Origin of the sequence: Methanosaeta sp. UBA356 (assembly GCF_002496465.1) — an archaeon.
GTDB classification, from domain to species: Archaea; Halobacteriota; Methanosarcinia; order Methanotrichales; family Methanotrichaceae; genus Methanothrix; species Methanothrix soehngenii.
Map to the genome: position 1 here is coordinate 1 of NZ_DAKC01000040.1, position 15,844 is coordinate 15,844.

The following is a 15,844-nucleotide window of genomic DNA, read 5'->3' on the forward strand; positions in this document are numbered from 1 at the left end:
AAGAAGTTAATATCTCCTGCATTAACTTGCTATACTAAGCAGCAAGAATCCATAAAAAAATCATTACTCCCAGACATGTCGGAGACTGCAAAGCCAAAAAAAACTTTGAGATCGCTTAAATCATCAAGAAAATTAGATGAAAAAGCTGGCGAAAAGAATTCTAAAAATGATTAAATTAAAATAGTGGCCAGCGCAATAACTATTTTATTATGATGCATCATGCAAATCTCAGCAGGGATTGATCACTTGGGAATGCTCTAATTGCTCTGCTTCTGCGTTTCGCATGAGAAACACTTCACCAATACTGATTTAAGGGCATGTCAGCCGCATGCCCCTCGATCAATTTTCCTAATTTCATAGCCACTCCGTTTAAGGATGTCTATCATCTCCTGAGCTGTGAACTCTCTCTGAGTGGTCGATTGATCAAGCCTATTCGGTCTGGTTTTCCTTGCAGCCCCAGGTTCTTCGTACATTTCCTGATTCATCAAGAGATGGTAAAGTATGCATAGGATCTTTCTGGCCAGAGCCACTATTGCCACGTTGGCTCCTTTTCTAGCTCTAACCCGCAGGTAGAACTTCCTTAGCTTCGAGCCAATTTTTTTGGAAGCGGCATGAGCAACCTGGACCATGATCCACCGAAGATGCTTCGATCCATGTTTCGTGATGCATCCCGTATGTAGCTTGTCCGCAGATTGGTTAACGAAAGGAACTAGCCCGAAATAGGATGCCAGCTTTTCCGGTGAGCTAAAGTTCCTGTAATTCCCTATTTCTGCCAGAATAGTCGCCGCAGATGTGAACTCGATTCCGGGAATGGACATGGCGATTTTCAGGTCGTTTAATCTCGTGATGATTTTGCTCTTCAGATCCATATCTATCCTGTCAATCTTATCCTGGACATGACCCATGAGGTCTAAAGAGGACTCGATCAAGAAGATCTGGCTTGAATCAAGATTATTTTCAATGGACTCCTTGATCTTGTCGGCGTTCTTTTTAACCCGACCAGAAGGTATACCTTTGATGATCTCATCAATGGATTGATCATCAAGCAATCCCCTCAGAATGTGCATCCCTGACTTCCCGAAAATATCTGTGACCACGGAAGAAAGCTTGATATGTGACGAGGAGAGATCTCTGTGAATCCTGTTCTTAAGTTGAGTTCGTATCTTTACCAGACCTTCACGAGCTCTGGTCAGGCTTCTAAGAGCTCTATCCTCCTTGGGGAATATCCTGGAAGGAACAATTAGGTCTTTGAGGCATAGTTCGGCGAGCCAATCAGAATCAATCAAGTCCGTCTTCTTGCCGGGTATGTGTTTGATCATGTAGGGGTTGGCCACTACGACCTCGATACTGCCTTCCAGAACGGAGTATACTGGTATCCAGTATGTTCCAGTCGATTCCATGGCAACTACACCACAACCGTTATCGGTAAGCCAGAATTTGAACCTCAATAATTCAGATAAAGTAGTGCCGAATTTTGCCTGGTTCTTGGTCCCTGCTAAGGAGAGGATTGTAGCTACAATCGTATTCTTGTGGATATCGGCTCCACAAGCTATATCCCGCTGCTTACCCATATTATCTCCGCCCTATATGGGCAGATTGTAAAACCCTCGTAGGGACAATTTCGCATTCGCGTTCAAGGACGCATTCATGTCTATGCGAGAGGTTGAATTGGCTAGTTTGACAAGTCGGGATCTGAGTCCCAGAAAGCGAACAGCCTTCACTGCCCATATCAACAGTTATATAATAACTGGGAGGATTTACATGTTTCTCATCCATCCATGCATGAGGCCACGCATCATGGCGGTGTGATATGAAAATGCGCTTCCAGCATATCGATGCGGTCTCTCCTGCATGAGCTGTCATCCATTCCGGTGATAATGAATTCCATGAGGCTCATCGCATACGGGCCGAAAGGTTTGAAGCTATAGACCTCTGATATAAAAAGAAAAGATCAGGCCTTAACTCCCCGGATCTGGCGCAAGGGCATTATCACCGGCCGGTCAGAGAGGCTTCTCACCGCCGCCTCCACCCGATAGACCTTTGCTATGTTCTCCTCGGTGATCACCGATTGGGGATCGCCAGCGGCTATTATCTTGCCCCTATTCATCATGATGATCCGGTCGGAGTAGTAGGAGGCGAGGTTCAGATCATGCAGGGCCATGATGGCAGTGATCTCCTTTTTCTTGACCACATCCCGAATGATGTTCATCACGTCCAGCTGATGCCAGATGTCAAGGTTGCTGGTGGGCTCATCCAGGAGCATCACCTCTGCCTCCTGGACCAACGCTCGGGCGATCAGGACCTTCTGCTGCTGGCCGCCGGAGAGCTCACTGAAGTTGCTCATAGCCAGCCTCTCGATATCAAGAAGCCTCAAGACCTCCCAGACCTTATCCTCGTCCCTCTCGCTGCCCAACCAGCCGATATGGGGCCTCCTGCCCATCAAGATGGTGTCAAAGACATTGGTGGGAAAGATCCTCACAGAGCTCTGGGGAACATAGGAGAGATATTTGGCCATATCCATCCTGGTCATCCTGGTCACATCCTTCCGGTCGATGAGGATGCTCCCCCCCTGAGGAGCAAGTATCCGGTCTATGCACTTGATCAGAGTGGACTTGCCGGAGCCGTTCGGCCCAACGATGGTGACCAGCTTTGAAGGGGCGATCTCGAAGTTCACATTTTGAAGTATCTTGCTGCTGTTATAGCCAAAATCCATATCCTTGGCCTGAAGCTTGATCATCATGTCCAAAACTCCTTTCTCTTTCCTTTCATCATCAGATACATGAAGAACGGGACTCCCACAATCGATGTCATGATCCCTGTGGGTATGATGGTGGGGGCGATCAGATTCATTCCCGCGGCATCGGCAGACATTAAAACCAGTGCTCCCAGCACTCCCGAGGCGGGGATGAGGAAACGGTGATCTCCGCCGATGACCATCCGGGCCATGTGAGGGGCAACCAGCCCCACAAAGGCGATGGTCCCCATGAATGAGACAATGGTCGCGACCAGCAGGCTGCTGACCACCATTATGAAGATGCGCGTCCTCTCAGCATTGACCCCGATGCTCTTGGCGGTCTCGTCTCCTGCCGTCATGATGTTCAGGTCCCAGCATTTGGTCATGAGCAGAGGGATACAGATGACGAATATGGCCAAAAGTATCCTGGAGTTGGTCCAGGAGAAGGCAGCGAGATCCCCCATTCCCCAGTTTGTCATGAGGCGAAGCTGCTCGTCGGTGGCGAAGTACTTGAGCAGCTGGCTGATCGCAGTGAAGAAGTAGTTGACGGCGATTCCTGCCAGGACCAGGTTCTCAGAGGTTGCTCCTTTGATGGCGGCCAGGCCGATGATGAACAGAGAGCAGAAGAGGGCGCAGAGGAAGGCATTACCGATTATGAAATAGGGACCGGCAAGAAATGAAAAGCCGATGACTGCGGCCAGGGATATGCCAAACTGGGCACCGGCAGTGATTCCCAGGGTGAAGGGGCTGGCGAGAGGGTTCTTTAAGACCGCCTGCATCACGCAGCCGCATATTCCCAGCCCAAAGCCGGCCATGATTCCTCCCATGATTCTGGGAAAGCGGATGTTCCAGACCACCCGGCTAGTGAGCTCGTCCACATAGAAGTGCTCCGGCCAGAAGCGGGCCAGGAGGGCAGAATAAGAATCGAGCACGGATATATCCAGGGGGCCGAGGGTGATTATGAGCCCGGTGAGAAGGACCAGAAGGCCGGCGATGCCCAGCACGAATAAGATTCTGATGAACTTGAATCTCTCATGGGCCAGCTCGTGGTTGCTCTTCTTGCCCGACCTCTTCGCCCGAGAGTAGCCAGCGTCGGGCTTGCCCCGGAAGAAGAGTGCCCGAAAGCTGGTCATTTATTGCTCACAGCCGCCCTGGCCAGCCCCATGAAAAGGGGAAGGTCCGAATTCCTGTGACCATCATCTGATCCGGTGGAGACCACTATCAGGTTCTTCTCTTTAGCAATCTCGGTCAGGGTCTGGTACTCCCTCAGCTTCAGAGCGCTCGGCTTGTCCTCGTACATATCCGCTGCCTGGTTCATCATCTTTGAGGCCTGATACTCTCCTTCTGCCAGGATGATCCGGGCTCTCTTCTCTCTCTCCGCCTCTGCCTGGCGGGCGATGGCGCGCAGCATGTTCTCCGGCAATGATACGTCCCTCATGGTGACCATCACCACGTGCATGCCCCAGGGGCCAGTGGTCGAGTCCAGGATCTCCTTGATCCTCTTATTGAGATCGTCCCGATCGGAGAGGATGGTGTCCAGTTCATTCTGTCCCAGGATATCTCTCAGGGTGGTTTGAGCCAGAAGAAGGGTGGCGGCCTCGAAGTCCTCTACCTCGATGATCGCCCGAGAGGCATCCATCACCTTGTAGTAGATGACCGCATCCACCTCTAGAGTGACATTGTCCTTGCTGATCACCGTCTGTTTGGGCACATCAAGCTCTCGCACCCTCATGTCCACCCGGACCATCTTATCCGCCAGAGGAATGAGAGCAAAGAGGCCTGGACCTCTCTCCTTCTTGATCTTGCCCAGGCGGAATATAACCGCTCGCTCGTACTGCCTTACCACCCGGATGCTCGAGGCCAGTATTACTATCAACAGAGCCGATCCGGCCAGAATGGGAATGGAGACCATTGTATTGTCCTCCCCTGCATTTAATGCTCAGACGCAGGCTGGTCCTTCTGCCAGGAGATCATGGCCTGCTTGTGATGGCGGTGCATGCACAGCCCTTGCTCACTTTCAGTCAGCTTCCCGGATAGAAACTCTCGCAGCTCGGGCTCTCTTTCCGCTGGTATTTCGTGCATCTCCTTCCACTCAGCTACCGCCTCATCAAGACTTGAGTAGTGCTCGGAGGACTGCCAGTTCATGATATTGATGTCGGCGAAAATTCGCATATCCGCCAGGAGGTTGTATATCACCAGGTAGTCAGCTGGGCCGCCGAAATGATGGCGGGCCCTTTTGCCTCCCCTCAGGAAGTCTGCAAAGCCGTCGTCTCTCCTCCGATCGGCGAATGTGAAGATATAGACCGCCCTTTTGGCCATAGAGTCCATCTTGGCCAGGGACTCTCTTAGGTTCAACACCCCCAAAGAGTTGGAGGATAAGACCACGTCGTGCAGCTCGATCTCACCCTCGGCCAGCTCCTCCCAGCTCTTCTGGATGGTACGGATGTTCTCTATGCCCTCTTTAGCCATGTTCTCCTCGAGGCAGGCCAGCATTCCCTTGGATTGATCAAGAGCTGTTACGCTCCTGGCTATTCGAGCCATGGGAATCGCCAGCCTTCCTGTGCCGGCGCCCACATCCAGTACTGTCTCATGAGAAAGGAGGCCGAGGGTGGCCACCTGATTTGTTGCCCTTGCGGGATTCTTCATCACCCTCTTGTTGAACCCTCGGGCCTTACTATCCCAATGGGATGCCAGATCCTGGCCGTCCCGGCCATGGTGGTGAAACCCGCCTGCATGGGTGGCCTTCCACAGCTCGTCCCAGTTAATGATTCCCGGCATGAGAGCACCTATTTCAGGCTGTCCAGGTACTCTCTTGGCCAGACCAGGTAGTCGGCATACTCGGTGAAGACGCCGTCCACTCCCAAGAAGGCCTTGAATATCTCATTGCCCTCTTTCTCCAGGTCGAGATCCTCAAACTCCTCCGGGTACATCACCTTGGCCATGTACATCATGTTAAACAGGTTTCTGTCAGGCGGAGTGCCCCGGCAGTGGGGATAGAAGCAGTTGAAGACGTTGCCTTCCTTTATGGCGTTGATGGAGGCCAGCTCAGGGCTGTTCTTGATGAAATCAAGGCCTGTATTGTTTCCCGCATTGCTGTTGGATATGAATATGAAGTCAGGGTTCCAGGCTATGATCTGCTCCAGGGCCACATTAACTGTAGAGCCGTTGATCTCCGAGGCGATGTTGTTGCCGCCGGCGATGGTCAGAGGATCGTATTTGGGTTCGGTTCTGGTGAAGTCCCTTCCCTCTTTGGGATCATAAAAGGCATTGCTTGCACCTCGGGAGGCGAAGTAGACCTTTGGCCGATCATCAGGATCTATCTCTTTTGTCACCGATTCGATCATTTCCACCTTGCCCTTGGCAAAGGCGATGAGCTCATCTGCCTGATCCCGAGCATCCAGGGCCTCGCCGGCCACGCGGATGCTATCGAAGTAGCCCTCATCGCCGAAGTTCCAGCCCTGTCCTCCAAGAACTACCACCGGGCAGCCAATCTTGTCCTCAAAGGCCTCTGCATCCTTCAGGTTTCCGCAAAATATAAGGTCGGGCTCCAGCCTGGCGATCTCCTCGAAATAGATGTCGTACCTGGTGCTGATCTCGGGAAGGTCGGGCATCCGGCCGTCAATGATGTTCTCATAGCACTCCAGGCAACCTTCGGTGGTGTTGCTAAAGGTCATTGGGCAGAGGCAGGATTTGGTAGCCTGCTCACCGGCGACTAGCTTGTCTCCGTAGCCCAGGGCGATCACGATTCTGGCCTCGTCCGGGGCTCTGGTGATTATCCTCTGCGGGGATTCATCAAGAGTGATCTCCCGGCCCTGGGTGTCGGTAAAGGTCTTGGGGTATGATGCCAGGGCAGTAGAGCTCAGGAAAATTATAGAGCATATAAATAATATTATTATCGATCTATTCCAAAGGTTTCTTTTACTCACTTCTATTCCTCCATTTATTTGCAATCAGATCGCGGGACCACATCATTGTCCTAAATCTGCATTGATATCTTATTCGTGTTAAATTCTAGCTTATACTTAAGACTTTTCGTTATTACAAATTATAATTAGCTTATAAAATTTGAAATTAAATGGGAGATTAGCTGAAAGGCGAGATCGGGTGAAGAGGCGGTGAGATCTTTCTGTTAAAGCTCAGGCCAATTGTGCTGCCCAGGTTTATGGGCGGCTTATATCGTGAGATGGGCTCAAGAGCCGTATTGCGACCATTATTGATATGCAGCAGGCTGCTTTTTACAAATTACTGCAGCTAGATGCAGTAATGCTTTTTGCTGTTTTTGGATCTGAGGGATCCGCCTGCCCTCCTCTAAGCCGGGAAGCCCAAATAACCGTATGAATCGATTTATGGACTAATTATCTGGAGTTTTCTCATTGGATAGTTGATCTCTTGAAACCAAGCAGGATCAAGGTCAAGATTAATTCTAGCAAGCTGCTTTTCAGTGGACGCCGCGCGCGGGTTTTACGCGCGGTAGTGCTCTGGCCCCCTCAACGCCGGGGAGGCTTGGATACAATCTTGCCCAGAAAATCAAGATGCTTCGCCCCATTTATCCGCAAGCAGGGTCACATCCACCACCCGTCTCCTCTCCCCTTTACAGTCCTCCCTGCCCCTCCAGATGGACGCGAGCCGCCTTCTGCTACCCATCCACCTCCGGATGTCATCCTCATTATTCGACGGTTATCTTTAAGTTAATTGACGAACGCCATTGACCGCAGTGAGTTAGATATGATAAGGATACTCGGCATTCTGGCCCTTCTGTCATTATTGGCCCTGCCTTCCGCTGCTCAGGATTATCTGGAGGGCGGCTATGTGGGAAGCTATAGCGGCGACGCTGGCAAGTACTTTACCGACCCCATATTCACGATGAAGGTCGGCGCCGGCGCAACATCTGCACCCAGCAGCGTTCAGACATCTAAACCAGTCTCTCTTCTGGGCTCGAGCGTCGGCAAGACCACAATGGGAAGATATAGCGCATCCAACACCCCGGTGGCAAAGACCTTCTCCAGCACCCCTGTGACTCAGACCCCAGCCCAAGCCACTACCCCTGCTGCCAGCTTAACTGGCATATCAGGAAAATGGGCCTTGCAGCTCTCCGAAGGATACACCATCTCTCTGGACCTGCATCAATCCGGAAACAGGCTCTTTGGCCGGGGGAGCATCGCCTCCGGCAGCACCACCCAGATGGCCCTGGCCAGCGGAACCGCATCAGGCAACAGCATTACCCTGGACATCCTGCCAGAGAGCGGTGCTGAGCTATATGCCATATCGCTTGACACCATCCGGTTGAATGTTCCAGCCAAGTACACCGCATATCGCTATGGGGCTCTTGCCGGATATGGAACTGCTATCGCCAGCAAGATTGGCTAAAATAGATGAAATAAATATGAAATCAATTGTAATAAAAGGCGCCCGCGAGCACAACCTGAAAAACATCGACGTCCTGCTTCCCCGTGACAGCCTGATCGTCATCACCGGCGTCTCCGGCTCGGGCAAATCCACCCTGGCCTTCGATACCATCTACGCAGAGGGCCAGCGCCGCTATGTGGAATCGCTCTCCGCCTACGCCCGCCAGTTCTTAGGCCAGATGGACAAGCCCGATGTGGACTCCATCGACGGCCTCTCCCCAGCCATCTCCATCGAGCAGAAGACCACCTCCAAAAACCCCCGCAGCACCGTGGGAACGGTGACAGAGATCTACGACTACCTCCGCCTGCTCTTTGCCAGAATAGGCATCCCCCACTGCCCGGAGCATGGAACCCGCATCGAGTCTCAGTCGCCGGAGAGGATCGCCGTCAGCATCCTGGAAGAGATCAAAGGCAAGGAGCCTGAGGGAACTGAGGGGACTAAAGAGATGAAAGGGGAGGACGGAGGAATGATCACCATCCTCGCCCCAGTCATCCGCCAGAAGAAAGGAACCTATGGCCAGCTTCTCAAGGATTTGAACGCCGAGGGCTATGCCCGGGTGAGGCTGAACGGCCAGATCCAGAGGACGGACGAGGAGATAGAACTCGACCGCTACAAGAAGCATGATATCGATGTGGTCATCGACCGGCTGGACCCAAGAGAAGACAAGTCCCGGCTGGTGGAGGCGATAGAAAAAGCCCTGAAAAAGACGGAAGGCCTGGTCTATGTCCTGCATGAGAACGGAGAGGAGCGGGTCTACTCCGCCAGGATGGCCTGTCCCGTCTGCGGCCTGGTCTTCGAGGAGCTTCAGCCGCGGATGTTCTCCTTCAACAGCCCCTTTGGAGCCTGCGAGTCCTGCAACGGCCTGGGTTTCAGAATGGAGTTCGATCCCGAGCTGATCATACCGGACAGGGATCGATGCATCGCCGATGGAGCGGTAGCCCTCTACCGTAATATCATCGATGGCTGGCGGGGCCAGCACCTGGCGGCAGTGGCCAAGCATTTCAGCTTTGACATCTTCACCCCCATCAAGGATCTCACCCCTGAGCAGTACGATGCCCTGATGTACGGCTCGAAGGAGAAGATCCGGATGAATATGAGCATGAAAAATGGGGACGTTTACTGGTCGCATAACTCCCAGTGGGAGGGGCTGATACCGCAGAGCATCCGCCTCTACAGCCAGACCGCCTCCGAGTACCGCCGGGAAGAGCTTGAGAAGTTTATGCGGGTCCTTCCCTGCCCGGCCTGCGAGGGAAAAAGGCTGAAAGAGAAGGTCTTAGCGGTCCGGATCCAGGACTTATCTATTGTTGATGTGGCCAACCTCTCGGTGAGCGAATGCAATGAGTTCTTCATGAATTTAGAGGATAAGCTCTCGGTCAAGGAGGGAGAGATCGCCCGCCAGGTTCTGAAGGAGATCCGCTCCCGCCTGGGATTTTTAGAGCACGTGGGCCTGGGATACCTGACCCTCTCCAGAAACGCAGGCAGCCTCTCTGGAGGGGAGGCGCAACGCATTCGTCTGGCCACCCAGATAGGCTCGAACCTGACCGGCGTCCTCTACGTCCTGGACGAGCCCTCCATAGGCCTGCACCAAAGGGACAATGCCCGGCTGATAGAGACCCTGAAAAAGCTGAGAGACCTGGGAAACACCCTGATTGTAGTCGAGCATGACGAGGATACCATCCGCAGTGCCGATCATGTGCTGGACATCGGCCCAGGAGCAGGAATTCACGGCGGCTATGTGGTGGCCGAGGGCACTCCTGAAGAGATCGAGGCCAACCCAAAATCGCTGACCGGCCAGTACCTCTCCGGTAAAAAGAGGATCGAGGTTCCGGCAAAGAGGAGGAAGAGCAACAAGTTCATCCATCTCATGGGCTGCCGGGAGAACAACCTCAAGGAGATCGATGTTGACATTCCCCTGGGGATTCTGACAGTGGTCACCGGCGTCTCGGGATCGGGCAAGTCCACCCTGATCTACGATACCCTCTACCGGGCGCTGATGAAGAGGATCTACCACTCAAGCGAGACTCCGGGAGAGCATGATGGGATTCGCTTCGACACTGAGGTGGACAAGGTGATCGTCATCGACCAGAGCCCCATCGGCAGGACGCCCCGATCCAATCCCGCCACCTACACCAAGGTCTTCGATCCCATTCGCCAGGCATATGCCCAGACCAAGGAGGCGAGGATTCGGGGCTACAAGAGCGGTCGCTTCTCATTCAATGTACAGGGCGGCAGGTGCGAGAGCTGCCATGGTGATGGCCTGATCAAGATCGAGATGAACTTTTTGCCCGATGTCTATATCGAGTGCGAAGAATGTAAAGGGAGACGCTACAACCAGGAGACCCTGGAGGTCAAGTACAAGGGAAAGTCCATTGCTGAGGCCCTGGATATGACGGTGGAGGAAGCAAGGGAGCACTTCGAGAACATTCCGGCCATAAGAAGCAAGCTGGACACCCTTCTGGGAGTGGGGCTGGGCTACATCAAGCTGGGCCAGAGCTCGACCACCCTCTCCGGCGGCGAGGCTCAGAGGATAAAGCTCACGCGGGAGCTGGCCAAAAAGGGGACGGGCAGGACGATTTACCTTTTAGATGAGCCTACCACCGGACTGCACTTCGATGATGTGAAGAAATTAATCCATGTCCTGGACGACCTGGTATCCAAGGGGAACACGGTAGTGGTGATAGAGCATAACCTGGATGTGATCAAATCCGCAGACTACCTCATAGATATGGGGCCGGAAGGAGGAAATGCTGGCGGCCTGGTTGTGGCCACCGGCACTCCGGAACAGGTGGCTGAAGTGATGGAGAGCCATACCGGCCGATTCCTGAGAGCAAGGCTCAATCCAGAGATAGAGCCTGTCCCTGTGGCCAGTCGGGCCGGCCTCAACGGGCGGAGGAAGAAGGCAGTTTGTGCGGCTGTGAAGATATAACTTCCTTTTTTTAAGCTCTTCGCTGAATTATGTGGGTGAGTTCAGGCAGAGAATAATATTAAGGTCCTTGGCAGAGATTATCGCCTCTGCCTAGGATTTGCGATTCAAGCCTAAAATTACCTTTTTTGGAAAAATGCCAATAATGGAATTTGTTCATTTAACGTTAAATTGAATAATTCATTTTCCTAAATTTAGCTTAAATTGAAAATTAATCTGTTATAGACCGCAATATTAATAATCTAGTAATCAATCTTGGGCTTTCAAAATGCAAATCAGTTCTAGGCTTGCAGGATACAAAAACGTCGACGGAGATCGCTTTAGAATCTTGAGCGTGCGATCTTCCCGTCTGATTTGCGGAGAGAATGATCATGAGCTATGAAGCTGATCTGGATGCCATCCTAAGGGAAGGCAAGGAGAAGACCGCTCAGGATATGCTGGATGAAAGGACAATTGAGCTCATTTCAATAGCGGTCTCGGCGGCCATCAGATGCAGCCACTGTATGAGGCTGCATATCCGGACAGCATCCAAGCTTGGCGTTCCGGATGATCAGATCGCTGCAGCTGTATTTATGGCAGGAAACCTCTGCACAGCCAGCGTGCTATCCTCAGCCTCCAGCCATCTGGATGAGGAACCAGAAATCTGCCCCATTTGCCAGTTGGCAAGCAAGAGCAGTGAGCTTCAGGGTGAGATCAAGAACTGAGTTGAGGCAGACCACAGATACCGGTGCTCAGATAAATAATATATAATCCATAAAAATTAAATTGTATAGGAGATAATTGAATGTTTACAGTTGCAGGTGAGACGGTCACATTAATTGATATAGGCTTGTTCGCAATTTTTTTGCTTGTTCTGACCTTGCCTTTCAAGATAAAAGTAGTCGAGAAGAACCTGGAGGCATTCCTGTTCATAATGGGAGCAACAGCTGTTACCATTACCAGTAAATGGGGAATTGATCTAATAACTCTGGCTGCAGGAGAGCCGGTTGAAAAAGGCATAGTCCCGGCAGTGCTCTTTGCCGGGCTGATATTCTTCTATGGAAAGGCCACAATAAACAGAGCGATCAGAGGCCTGACCAATTCCGTTCCATTGCCGGTTTTTGTGGCTGTGGTCATATTCGTCTTGGGAATGGCCTCAAGCTTAATCACTGCTATAATTGCATCCTTGTTTTTGGTGGAGATCGCAAATCTCATGCCGATGGAACGAAGCGATAAGATCAAGATGGTAATCATTGCCTGTTTTGCCATCGGACTGGGCGCAGTTCTCACTCCACTGGGCGAGCCGCTATCGACCATTGCCGTCACCAAGCTGCAGGGCCCTCCCTATAATGCCTCCTTCTGGTACCTGGCTGATCAGCTGGGCATACTTATCGTCCTGGGGGTTTTAGGGTGCGCTCTCTTCGGTGCGTTCTATGTGGGAAGAAAAGCTGCAAGGGTTGAGGTACAGGAGATAGCGGATGAGGGTGGCTTGAAGGAGGTATTCATCAGAGCAGCTAAGGTCTGGCTTTTTGTATCTGCTCTCTTCCTGCTGGGAGCAGGTATGGAGGTGCTCATATTCAAGTACTTCACCAAGATTCCAGATTATGTCCTCTTCTGGGTGAACATGGTCTCTGCCATCCTGGATAATGCAACCCTTACTGCAGCGGAGATCTCTCCGGCGATGAGCCAGAGCCAGATTAATGCCGCTTTGTATGGCCTGCTCATATCCGGCGGCATGTTGATTCCAGGAAACATCCCCAATATCATCTCCGCCGGAAAGCTGGGAATCACCAGCAGCGAATGGGCCAAGCTGGGAATTCCCATGGGACTGGTATTGAATGCGATATACTTCATCCTGGTGTTTGTGCTGGGCATCAATCCCACTCTGGGGCTATAGGCTGTGCATGTGCATAGCTCCAGCCTCATTTTTTTTGTTGAATTCTCTAGTTTTCCTGGATTTGGAATTGCGACATCGATAAAACCTTAAGGAAGATAGCATTCAGTAAGATAGCGCCAGTGCGATTCTTGGCAATATACCAGGCGAGGCCATGATACTTCTTTATATTTTTTTGGCTCTTCGCTGAATTATGTGGGTCAGGCTCGGCAGCGATTCTAGTCTCTGCTCCTCTGCGCCTCTGTGGTTTGATTGGATTACAGATAACGGATTTTAACCACAAAGAGCACAAAGATCACAAAGGCCTCGCAAAGGTTAATCCGGTTCTTGATAGCACAATAATCCTTTGGCGCGGTCTTTGTGTCCTTCGTGAGCTTTGTGGTTAATTGTTCTTCGCTGAATTATGTGAGTCAGGCACGGCAGAGATTATAGCCTCTGCTCCTCTGCGCCTCTGTGGTTGAGTCAGAGCATAGCGGTTCACCACAGAGTCACGGAGACACAGAGATTTCCGATTCAAGTTCAACCACACCACATAGCCAGGAGCCATTCTTTTCCTTTTGGCATGGCCGCATGAGATTCTTAATTGGACTTAATCTGAGAATCTATGCCTTTCGATCTCCTTTGCCACTCTAATCTCCTCCTCGGTGAGCTCCGGTTCCACCATTGAATCCGCTGCCTTCCGGATCACCACCCCGACCATAATTCCCTTCAAGAATGCCTCCCGATCCCCCTCTTTGATGTTCTGAAGTATCCTGTTCAGGTACCTTTTCACAGTTGTCCCGGGAATCGACCGATAGGAGTCCAGCTCATATGTGACCGCAAAGAGCTCATCCTCTGTGAATCCAAAATCCATGAGAAAGGAAGACAGATCCTCATCATTATTGCTCATAAATAGTTGTTTTTCGCTTCAACTAGATCCATTTTTCCCTTATTGCATCGGATGGATGGGGTTGTGAATATCCGACCAATAGGCTTGGCACGAAGCGATTCTATGCTTTTTCTTCTCTGGCATTCAATTGATGAACCAAGGCTTTCTGTTGCTCACTAATGACTTGGATGCGACGCGCATGAAAATGCCTCTGAGAGCGTGATGGCTGCGAAGCTTGATTTGAGCATTTCAGCTTTTATTCGGATACAATACAGATAGCTTTATCTAGATTAGATAATTAAAGGTTTAATAGTTATAATTATGGCTTGGCCTGACTGTCGGGAGATGCATCATGCAGACAGTAATAATCGACTCTCATAATGAGATCCTTCTCTATTGGATCAGAGAATACTGCAGGCATAAGATGCCCTTAGTTGTGGTCCGGATTGACAGGCACCATGACATGTTCTCTGACTGCCCGCGGCTGCCGGCGAAGGAAGGAAGGAACATATTCGACTATTTTGATAGGATGATGCCAGAGATATATGAATACGCTAAGAGAAGGCTGAACGAGGGGAACTTCACCTGCCCCGCCTTTCACTATGGAATCTTAGGATCTCTATACCATTTTGACCCGAGAAAGGAGAAAATAGACGCCTACGGAAGGGTTTTTGGGGGGGAGTTCTTGGATGCGCCAAGAACAAGAATAAGATCCTCTTCTGCCGGTAAAAAGAGAATCGACCTTATAGAATGGGATGGCGCAAGTACGAAATTGAGAAAGCAGAATGGAAAGCTGGTCCCTGCCCCTCAGAGCATTGGAGTTCATGCATTGGAAGTCGATCTGGAGGAAAACAGCCTTCCGGTGGTTATAGGCTTTGACCTGGATGGACTATGTACAACCGATGAGAGGGATTTGGCAAAAGGAGCTATCGAGAAGAGGCTTGATAGGGTAAAAAGCCTGCTGGAATGCATCTCTTCGCCAGTGCTCGCCTGCATCGCTCGTTCCCAGACACCGAGAGCATACGTCCCTGCTGATATGGTGGACGAGCTGCAGGAAGCTGCGCTTTGCCTTATGGAAAGGAAGTGCCAGGCTCATTACTATCAAGTATTCTCAAGAGGATCTAAATTTCATCTATTATAGCCTTCATACCATCTCCGATGATCTCTATGCGCTGCCGATCGCTACCACTGGATCCATACGGGAGGCCTTCCAGGCGGGATAGAGCCCGGCCACGAAGTTGACCGCAAGAGCAATGCCAACCGCCCAGACGAAGAACTCCGGCTTCATGGAGATGGTCATTTTAGATATCATGTAGATCTCTGAGGGGAGCTCGATCTCATAGGACATTATAAGCTGAGCTGAGAGATAAGCGAGAATCCCGCCCATCAGAGCAGAAGGTGGGGCCAGGATCAGGCTCTCCAGGATAAATATCTTGAGGATGGACCAGCGGGTCGCACCCATAGCCATGAGAATGCCTATCTCCCGCGTCCGGCGGGAGACTATCATGATCATGGTATTGGCTATTCCAAAACCGGCTATGGCGAAGATCAGAAGATAAAATATCCAGGCGAATACTCTCTGGGTCTCAATGAGATTAAGGATATCGGCATTCATGTCCTGCCAGGATTTTGAATCGTATGCAAATCGCCGGTTGAGGTCGGTAGTGATGAGTGAGACCTGATAGATGTCAGCCACCTTGGCGTCGACCTCTGAGACCACGTCCCCCATTTCTATCAGATCCTGAGCCAGCATCAGAGGAATATATATCAGGGAATCGTCTGCTGCAGTGCCTGTCTCAAAAAGGCCTGCAACCTTTATTCGGACAGATATGTTTCCTCTCGTCAGGGTGAAGTCGTCCTCTTGACCTATCTTCAGCTTCTCTGCCAAGCCGGTTCCAATGAAGGCAGCATACTTCCGGCGCTCCAAATCCTGAAAGTCTCCGGAGATAATGTCGCTTCTGACATCCATCATCCGGTCCTCGTCCTCTGGATTGACCCCCAGGAAGCTGATTGCTCGAACCTCGTCTTTGTATTTGGCGG

The 15,844-nt window shown here is 51.4% G+C and carries 13 protein-coding genes; 5 read left to right on the top strand and 8 right to left on the bottom strand.

The window, feature by feature from the left end; all coding sequences use genetic code 11:
- Nucleotides 1-320: 320 nt before the first annotated feature.
- The 6 genes from BP727_RS03035 to BP727_RS03060 all read right to left on the bottom strand — a co-directional run bounded on the left by BP727_RS03035 (nucleotide 321) and on the right by BP727_RS03060 (nucleotide 6,660).
- A complete protein-coding gene (locus BP727_RS03035) occupies nucleotides 321-1,571 on the bottom strand; it encodes an IS110 family transposase (RefSeq protein ID WP_286857299.1) in 1,251 nt (416 codons plus the stop codon).
- A gap of 380 nt (nucleotides 1,572-1,951) precedes the next feature.
- On the bottom strand, nucleotides 1,952-2,740 hold the full coding sequence (locus tag BP727_RS03040; protein WP_286857300.1) for an ABC transporter ATP-binding protein: 789 nt from the start codon (nucleotides 2,738-2,740) through the stop codon (nucleotides 1,952-1,954).
- Nucleotides 2,737-3,867 carry a FecCD family ABC transporter permease gene (locus tag BP727_RS03045; protein ID WP_013718389.1) on the bottom strand — a complete coding sequence of 377 codons (1,131 nt, stop codon included), beginning with the start codon at nucleotides 3,865-3,867 and terminating at the stop codon, nucleotides 2,737-2,739. Before BP727_RS03045 ends, BP727_RS03040 begins: the two co-directional genes overlap by 4 nt.
- A complete protein-coding gene (locus BP727_RS03050; RefSeq protein ID WP_013718388.1) occupies nucleotides 3,864-4,646 on the bottom strand; it encodes a slipin family protein in 783 nt (260 codons plus the stop codon). The genes BP727_RS03045 and BP727_RS03050 overlap by 4 nt, the downstream gene beginning before the upstream one ends.
- Nucleotides 4,647-4,666: 20 nt before the next feature.
- On the bottom strand, nucleotides 4,667-5,512 hold the full coding sequence (locus tag BP727_RS03055; protein WP_273278968.1) for a class I SAM-dependent methyltransferase: 846 nt from the start codon (nucleotides 5,510-5,512) through the stop codon (nucleotides 4,667-4,669).
- An 8-nt stretch (nucleotides 5,513-5,520) separates the two neighbouring features.
- Nucleotides 5,521-6,660: an ABC transporter substrate-binding protein gene (locus BP727_RS03060; protein ID WP_013718386.1), complete on the bottom strand. Its 1,140-nt coding sequence runs from the start codon at nucleotides 6,658-6,660 to the stop codon at nucleotides 5,521-5,523.
- Between the two features lie 799 nt (nucleotides 6,661-7,459).
- Here BP727_RS03060 and BP727_RS03065 point away from each other — a divergent pair.
- The 4 genes from BP727_RS03065 to BP727_RS03080 all read left to right on the top strand — a co-directional run bounded on the left by BP727_RS03065 (nucleotide 7,460) and on the right by BP727_RS03080 (nucleotide 12,939).
- Complete coding sequence (locus BP727_RS03065) at nucleotides 7,460-8,101, top strand: hypothetical protein (protein ID WP_013718385.1); 642 nt, start codon at nucleotides 7,460-7,462, stop codon at nucleotides 8,099-8,101.
- Between the two features lie 16 nt (nucleotides 8,102-8,117).
- A complete protein-coding gene (gene uvrA / locus BP727_RS03070) occupies nucleotides 8,118-11,066 on the top strand; it encodes an excinuclease ABC subunit UvrA (protein ID WP_286857303.1) in 2,949 nt (982 codons plus the stop codon).
- Nucleotides 11,067-11,434: 368 nt separating this feature from the next.
- The gene (locus BP727_RS03075; RefSeq protein WP_013718383.1) at nucleotides 11,435-11,767 is read left to right on the top strand and encodes a carboxymuconolactone decarboxylase family protein; all 333 of its coding nucleotides are present in this window, start codon (nucleotides 11,435-11,437) and stop codon (nucleotides 11,765-11,767) included.
- A gap of 80 nt (nucleotides 11,768-11,847) precedes the next feature.
- Nucleotides 11,848-12,939, top strand: coding sequence for a DUF1646 family protein (locus BP727_RS03080; RefSeq protein ID WP_013718382.1), 1,092 nt, complete (start codon nucleotides 11,848-11,850; stop codon nucleotides 12,937-12,939).
- A gap of 586 nt (nucleotides 12,940-13,525) precedes the next feature.
- Here the strand turns inward: BP727_RS03080 and BP727_RS03085 are convergent.
- Nucleotides 13,526-13,825, bottom strand: a complete 300-nt coding sequence (locus BP727_RS03085) for a hypothetical protein (RefSeq protein ID WP_013718381.1) — start codon at nucleotides 13,823-13,825, stop codon at nucleotides 13,526-13,528.
- Between the two features lie 331 nt (nucleotides 13,826-14,156).
- Here BP727_RS03085 and BP727_RS03090 point away from each other — a divergent pair, with 331 nt between their 5' ends.
- Nucleotides 14,157-14,945 carry a hypothetical protein gene (locus tag BP727_RS03090; protein WP_273278964.1) on the top strand — a complete coding sequence of 263 codons (789 nt, stop codon included), beginning with the start codon at nucleotides 14,157-14,159 and terminating at the stop codon, nucleotides 14,943-14,945.
- A 24-nt stretch (nucleotides 14,946-14,969) separates the two neighbouring features.
- Here BP727_RS03090 and BP727_RS03095 read toward each other — a convergent pair.
- On the bottom strand, nucleotides 14,970-15,844 hold an 875-nt coding region (locus BP727_RS03095), incomplete at its 5' end, for an ABC transporter permease (protein WP_286857308.1).

What these genes read in the sequence shown, in the direction of transcription:
- BP727_RS03035 (WP_286857299.1), bottom strand. Translation starts at nt 1,571, where the DNA reads ATGGGTAAGCAGCGGGATATAGCTTGTGGAGCCGATATCCACAAGAAT.
- BP727_RS03040 (WP_286857300.1), bottom strand. Translation starts at nt 2,740, where the DNA reads ATGATGATCAAGCTTCAGGCCAAGGATATGGATTTTGGCTATAACAGC.
- BP727_RS03045 (WP_013718389.1), bottom strand. Translation starts at nt 3,867, where the DNA reads ATGACCAGCTTTCGGGCACTCTTCTTCCGGGGCAAGCCCGACGCTGGC.
- BP727_RS03050 (WP_013718388.1), bottom strand. Translation starts at nt 4,646, where the DNA reads ATGGTCTCCATTCCCATTCTGGCCGGATCGGCTCTGTTGATAGTAATA.
- BP727_RS03055 (WP_273278968.1), bottom strand. Translation starts at nt 5,512, where the DNA reads ATGCCGGGAATCATTAACTGGGACGAGCTGTGGAAGGCCACCCATGCA.
- BP727_RS03065 (WP_013718385.1), top strand. Translation starts at nt 7,460, where the DNA reads ATGATAAGGATACTCGGCATTCTGGCCCTTCTGTCATTATTGGCCCTG.
- uvrA (WP_286857303.1), top strand. Translation starts at nt 8,118, where the DNA reads ATGAAATCAATTGTAATAAAAGGCGCCCGCGAGCACAACCTGAAAAAC.
- BP727_RS03075 (WP_013718383.1), top strand. Translation starts at nt 11,435, where the DNA reads ATGAGCTATGAAGCTGATCTGGATGCCATCCTAAGGGAAGGCAAGGAG.
- BP727_RS03080 (WP_013718382.1), top strand. Translation starts at nt 11,848, where the DNA reads ATGTTTACAGTTGCAGGTGAGACGGTCACATTAATTGATATAGGCTTG.
- BP727_RS03085 (WP_013718381.1), bottom strand. Translation starts at nt 13,825, where the DNA reads ATGAGCAATAATGATGAGGATCTGTCTTCCTTTCTCATGGATTTTGGA.
- BP727_RS03090 (WP_273278964.1), top strand. Translation starts at nt 14,157, where the DNA reads ATGCAGACAGTAATAATCGACTCTCATAATGAGATCCTTCTCTATTGG.